Here is a 6,012-nt window from a genome sequence, read left to right as displayed (position 1 = left end):
AAAAATTCGGGCTCCATGCGCTCGGGGGAGCTCATCATTAAATAAGCTTTTAACAAGGCGTAAGTGGCAGGCGTGGCGTCGGCGCGAGCGGGGCTATCAGGGGGGAGCTCGGCATACTGCTGTAATTTTGCTTCCAATTGCTGGCGAGTGTTGTCGCGCAACAGGGGTAAAATGGTTTGGGTGTAGGTGGGCCATAACTGGTCGAGCAGGGCATCATTGTGGTTTAAGCCAAAGCGCTGCCACACGGGGGTAAAGTGGGTGGCACGGTGGTCGAGTTTTCCTAACATTTGTTGGAAATCGAACTGGGCATTTAGGCGCTCGGCGGCGCTGCGCTGGTTATCCACGGCAGCAAATGCCAGCTGCTGGCTGTCGTTAATCAATTGGCGGTTGGCAAAATACGACACCACCAACCCCACGCCCCACACTGCCATCGCCGTGGCGACCGCGTATTGCATCACGCGCTGCGGGTTGATGCCTAAGTGTGACGGTTGCAATGACGGGGCGATATCGCCTTGCACTGCAAGCAGGCTTTTCCAGCGGTTATCTTCTTGCCATGTATGGGGGTGAAGGGCCTCACTCGGTTGGGTGACGGCGGTGCTAAATGCTAACCCTGCAAAGGGTAAGCGACGAATGCCAGAGGTCAATGGGGCTAAGCGAACGGCTAACTCTTCGCTGCCGCTCCCCCGTAAAAACTGCGCTAAAATCAGCCAATAAGTGTGCGTTAGGTTGACAGACAGGGCTTGGGCGCCATGCAATGACAACAGCGGAACCAGCTCACGCAGCGCGGGGGTGAGCTGCTCGGGCTGGCCGTAAGGCTCGGTTAAACACAACACCGCAGGTGCATCGGCACTGCAAAGCTCGGGGTTATCGCTAACATTCCACACCCACACAGGGGCTTGCCACTTAAGGGCTTTAAACAGGCCATAAATAAAGCGGCTCGCCATATCGGACGTCGCCGCATTGAGGTGGTGAACGTTGAGGGTGCTGTGCATCAATTGGTCTATTACGGTGTTTTCGGTGACCCAAATCAGCGCATCCACCGGCCGACGGCGGCGTAATTGTTTGAGCATCAACACATTTTCGTCATTGACGGTGGCCGCGACCTCGCCCCCATAAATCAACACGGTGCCATTGCTTTCCTGCCAAATTTCGTGAGACAACCGCGGCGCCAGTTTATCAACGGCGGCGGGGGAGCCGATAAGCAGTTGGATGGCGACTTTTTTACGCCAAAAAAGGCCGTAGTGGGATTGGAGGTAGTCTTTTAATTCAGCGGAAATTGTTGCGCGGTTATCAATCACCTTAGTTGATTTATTAATTGGCTGATTCAGTGGTTTATAGCCAATTTGCTGTATCTTTTGCTTGAGTCTATTTAGGTTGGGATAAAACATAATACTCACTAAAGCCACGGCAAAGAAAACAGATAAAATAGTCAGAAAGTAATTAATATTAAAAGCATAGGACTGATGAATTATAAATGCGATAACCAATATTAACGCCATAAAACCAAATAGGAGTAAAAATAATGTCCATCGTGATAAATGATTAGATGATTGTTCCATATTAAGACCTGTCGCTAATATAAACAGCATATCCCGTATTATCGGGGGTTATGTGGACTAAAACTTGATCAGTTTTTGTCTTCTGAGCAATGTCAGAGACAAGGGATAAATAGGTAAAAAAGGCATTAGGGTGTGATTTAGCATAAGATAAATTGATAGAGTTAATGGGGCGAGCCCTATTAAAATCAATTTGGTTTTCGGCATAATCCAGTAAAATTATTTCTGTTTGTGGCTGGCTTATATTAGAAAGCCAAGTCTGAAAAAAGTTTTTTCGTGATATTCCGCTGTAATTAACAAATTTATTAAATTCAGTACCAAAGGTGTTGCTATCGAAAGTCATGACACGTTCTATCGCGATAAGCTGATTTGCTGATTGGCATATTTTATTGTCTTGGCTAAATAACTGAGCAGAAACAAAATGGCTATATGCGCCATCTTGCTGAATAGTGATCACTAAAAATGTATTTCTATTCTCATTATCATAATTTAAAAAAAGAGGCTCAAATGAAGATAATAGAATAGGTTTTAGGTGCCATTGATTGAAAACTAAGACATCAGGTGAATTGATGCCAGAATGGCAGATTAAATAAATGACAGATAATGTATTTCGGTAATTTTTACACTGTTTTTCAATTTTTTGATGTATTTCACTAAATAATTCCTCATCTATTTCCTGTAATAACGGCCGGGGCTTTTCTGGAAACATAGGGATGTCTTCTGAATGTGTTAAAAAAACATCAGTACCTTGTTTGTCAGGTGTATAAATCACATTAGCAATCGACATAATAGAAGACTGGCTCCATGCTTGCCATTGTGATTTCGTGACATCCTTTTCATTTTCCCAATTATCATAGGTCATTAATGAATGTTGATAGCGTATATATAAAAAAGCGAGAAGAATAAAACCAATCAGTAAAATAGCGGGAACAGTCAATAAAAGTAAGCGTGTTTTTTGTTCTGCTGAAAGCGTTAAACTGTATGTATAAATACCCCCTATAAGAAGCGTGAATGCGGCAATAATTGGCTTATATTTAGGTGGGGTTAATTTTGTTTTATTTGGAATAACGGGGATTTCCCAGCGCATAGCGTAATAACCTTTGATAAGTTAGACAATATTGGCAGTGGGCTCTGAACTGATAACATGGCAACCACAGGCACAAAGGCACTGGTCAATAACAATTGCGATATTATTTTCAAACGCAGAATCAGACCCTTGTATAATGGTATTATTACCGTGCTTTGAGCATGATATTAAGTCACCAACCAATGCAACTTGTTTGCCGTTAATAAATAGGGTTGATGAAGCAGAAATAACGTAGCCACCATGTGTGTTTCTATCACCAAGACAGACCATTCCTTTCATAGTAAACCAACTTAAATTAAATAGTTATGATTAATAAATATAAATTAATGGCTATTCTATAAGCATTAAAATAGTCATCAGATAATTTTAAAGCCCTTGTTCTTTACAATCATTATCTGTTAATAAAGATAAGCGAATAGAAATATCTTTATCAGCAATTTCAGGTATGACTAAAGGGTGCCCGTCTTTATCTAAACGGCCATAATAATCTTTACCTTCCGCAGTGATTTTATAGCATTGTCCTTCATTAGAGTCGCCAAAAGGGCTTGCTATCGTAATGTTTTTATTTCGCTCGGTGGTTGCTGTTTTTGTCACACAACCTGAAATGGCGGCGATGCTGATAACTAAAGAGGACAGTGTAAATAACTTTAAATAATTGTGCATAATAGTTCCTTGAAATAAACTAAGAAATAATTAAGGTGGTTTTAATTGTTGCTCTAGCCATAAAGCAGAGCAGGGGTTAGCGATTTAAATTATGTAATATAAAAATTATATTATTAAAATAGCTGATATAATATATTAGTGAGTTGCAGTATAATTGCTTGGTGATAACGGTCTAATTATTATGTGGTAAAGACTAAAATGCATTGGGTTTATAACGCAGAGACCCGACAATGCGATCCCAAATTTCAACCATTTGAGCATCATTGTAAGTCGTTTTTTTATTGTCGTTAAATAAGGTGATGCTTAAAAAGGGTTTGGAAAATGAAGAGGTACCTTGGTTCGCTTTTAACAGAAAATAATAGTAGGGGAAACCTGACTCCACTTTATTTTCTTTTTCATTATAAACGTCTTGTCGGCCTGCCATTAACCATTCTTGAACTGGAACATCATTAGGCTTTAACTCACCTTTTTTAAAGGTGTGCATATTATTTAATATCATTGATTTTTTTATCTCTGATGACCGACTTAATAGGGTATCATCAGCCGCTGTTACATGGTCTTCCATAATGGCGGATAAGCCGAAATCATTATTTTCATATAAAAAATATAATCTTTCGTTAGGTTGACTTTTATCATCAAGTATAAATCCATTGGGAATACAGACGCCTTTCCCTTTTGGGATCTCATGATCTAATCGCCCGCTCATTCGTGAAATCAATGATTGCATTGCAGCTAACTTGGCTGGTTTTTCATTCATATCAAACTCAGAAAAGCCTGCTTTTTCATATGTTTCTTTTCTAGCAGAGTGTTTCGGATTTGATAAATCCAATATGTCTACAGTAATAATAAATGCGATATGTTCAGTATATACATGAGCTTCAAGCGTACGGCTTGAGTCATCCTGTCCTGAATTATTTCTATCAAAAATAACGCCTTTACCGTTTGGCAATTGAATGATACTTTTAAGCGCAGGGGCATTTTCTTCACTTGGTTCCCATTCTCTTAATTCTTTTTCCCGTAATTCAATTCGTTGCCTAAATGCTGGTGGATAAATAAATTGACTTTCAATTTTAAAATCACCAATAAAGATTTTGTTTTTAAGCTTATTGTTAAATGATTCAGGAACATCTATCACATAGCGCCCAATACATTGTGGTTTTGCGTTTTCAAATAATAAGTCGATCACAATTTTTTCCTTATCAGTTAATGGAGAAGGTAAACTCTCACGAGTTAACCAAAAAAACGCCACAATAATTATCGCAATCAACCCGATTGCTATTTTTTGTGTTTTAGTTAACTGCACGGATATTAATCTCTAACATTATTTTACTGACTGACGGAAATAGGATATTTAATGCATTCATGGTGTTGCATTTATTATTTAAAGTAACCGCGTATTGAATAGCCAATAATAGGTGGCGGTTGTGTAACTGACTGACTAACAACCACCTAATTATCGCTTTTGCATAGGTTAAAATGCATTGGGTTTATAGCGCAGAGACCCGATAATACGATCCCAAATTTCAACCATTTGTGCTTCGCTATATGAGGTGAATTTGTTTTGATTATGTATACCAATATTCAATTTAGGGATTATGTTAGTTGCTGTTGCTTCATTAGCAAAAAACTGAAAGTCATAATACCGCAGGTTGGGTATTCGCCTATTTTCAATTTTAGAATAAACTTCTTGTTTTTTTGTCACAAGCCACTCTTGTGATGGTATACCATTAGGTGCTAGATTACCTTTTTTTATCGTCTGATACCCTTGCTGATAGAGCATTGGTATTATCTCACTATCTCGATTTAATAGAGTATCATTAGAACCTAAGTAACGATTATCAAATTCTAATGATAAGTAAAAATCTGTATTCCCATAGAGAATAGTCGCTTGTTGTTGATGTTTTTCAGTGTCATCTAAAATAAAACCATTAGGAATACAGGTGCCTTTTTCTATAGGGATTTCATGATCTAATCGTCCACTTAACCGAGAAATAAGAGAGCGCATAGCGATTAATCGAGAAGGTTTCTGATTTGATTGGAACTCGCTTCCACCCCGAGCTAAATATTCAGCCTTTCTTTTTGTGTATTTTTTATCGGAGAAATCTCGGATATCAGTAGTAATAATAAATGCAATATGATTAAGATAGATATGTGCTTCTAATACTCGGTAGGCATCATCAGTGGCAGGTTTATTTCGATCAAAAATTACGCCTTTACCATCAGGTAATTGAATGATTTCTTTAAGCATCGGGGCATTTTTTGCGCTTGTTTTCCATTCTTTTAACTCTGCTTCTCGGAGCTTAATACGTTGTTTAAATGCAGGGGGATAAATAAATTGGCTGTCAATTTTGAAATTATCAAAGTAAATATTGTCTTTTAGCTGATTATTAAATGATACTGGCACATCAATAACATAACGACTAATACATTGTGGTTTGGTTTCTTGAAATAATGAATCTATCACCACTTTTTCCTTGTCAGTCAGTTGAATGCGGGCTTGCTGTTCTGTAAAAAGAATAAGCCCCACCAGTATCATTATCACGGTAAGTGTTATTGCACCCCAATAGAGGTTTTTTTTAGTTAGCTGCACGGATATTAACCTCTAACATTATTTTACTGACTGACGGAAATAGGATATTTAATGCATTCATGATGTTGCATATATTATTATTTAAAGTAACCACGTATTGAATAACCAATAATAGG

The 6,012-nt window shown here is 38.5% G+C and carries 6 protein-coding genes; all 6 read right to left on the bottom strand.

The features are described from left to right. Positions 1 to 1,559: ImcF-related family protein (locus AC4IFT_RS02970; protein ID WP_490750594.1), on the bottom strand; the 1,559-nt coding region annotated here is incomplete at its 3' end. A 1-nt stretch (position 1,560) separates the two neighbouring features. Next, on the bottom strand, positions 1,561 to 2,643 hold the full coding sequence (locus tag AC4IFT_RS02965) for a hypothetical protein (RefSeq protein WP_490750593.1): 1,083 nt from the start codon (positions 2,641 to 2,643) through the stop codon (positions 1,561 to 1,563). 21 nt (positions 2,644 to 2,664) lie between these two features. Continuing rightward, positions 2,665 to 2,922, bottom strand: a complete 258-nt coding sequence (locus AC4IFT_RS02960; protein WP_490750592.1) for a PAAR domain-containing protein — start codon at positions 2,920 to 2,922, stop codon at positions 2,665 to 2,667. An 87-nt stretch (positions 2,923 to 3,009) separates the two neighbouring features. Further along, positions 3,010 to 3,306, bottom strand: a complete 297-nt coding sequence (locus AC4IFT_RS02955) for a hypothetical protein (protein WP_490750591.1) — start codon at positions 3,304 to 3,306, stop codon at positions 3,010 to 3,012. A 193-nt stretch (positions 3,307 to 3,499) separates the two neighbouring features. Continuing rightward, entirely contained in the window at positions 3,500 to 4,615 is a 1,116-nt protein-coding gene (locus tag AC4IFT_RS02950) for a T6SS immunity protein Tli4 family protein (protein WP_490750602.1), read from the bottom strand. A 162-nt stretch (positions 4,616 to 4,777) separates the two neighbouring features. After that, entirely contained in the window at positions 4,778 to 5,902 is a 1,125-nt protein-coding gene (locus AC4IFT_RS02945) for a T6SS immunity protein Tli4 family protein (RefSeq protein ID WP_490750600.1), read from the bottom strand. Between the last annotated feature and the right edge of the window lie 110 nt (positions 5,903 to 6,012).

The organism is Providencia sp. UF-183 (assembly GCF_058246155.1).
This window is presented reverse-complemented; position numbering and strand designations above follow the sequence as displayed.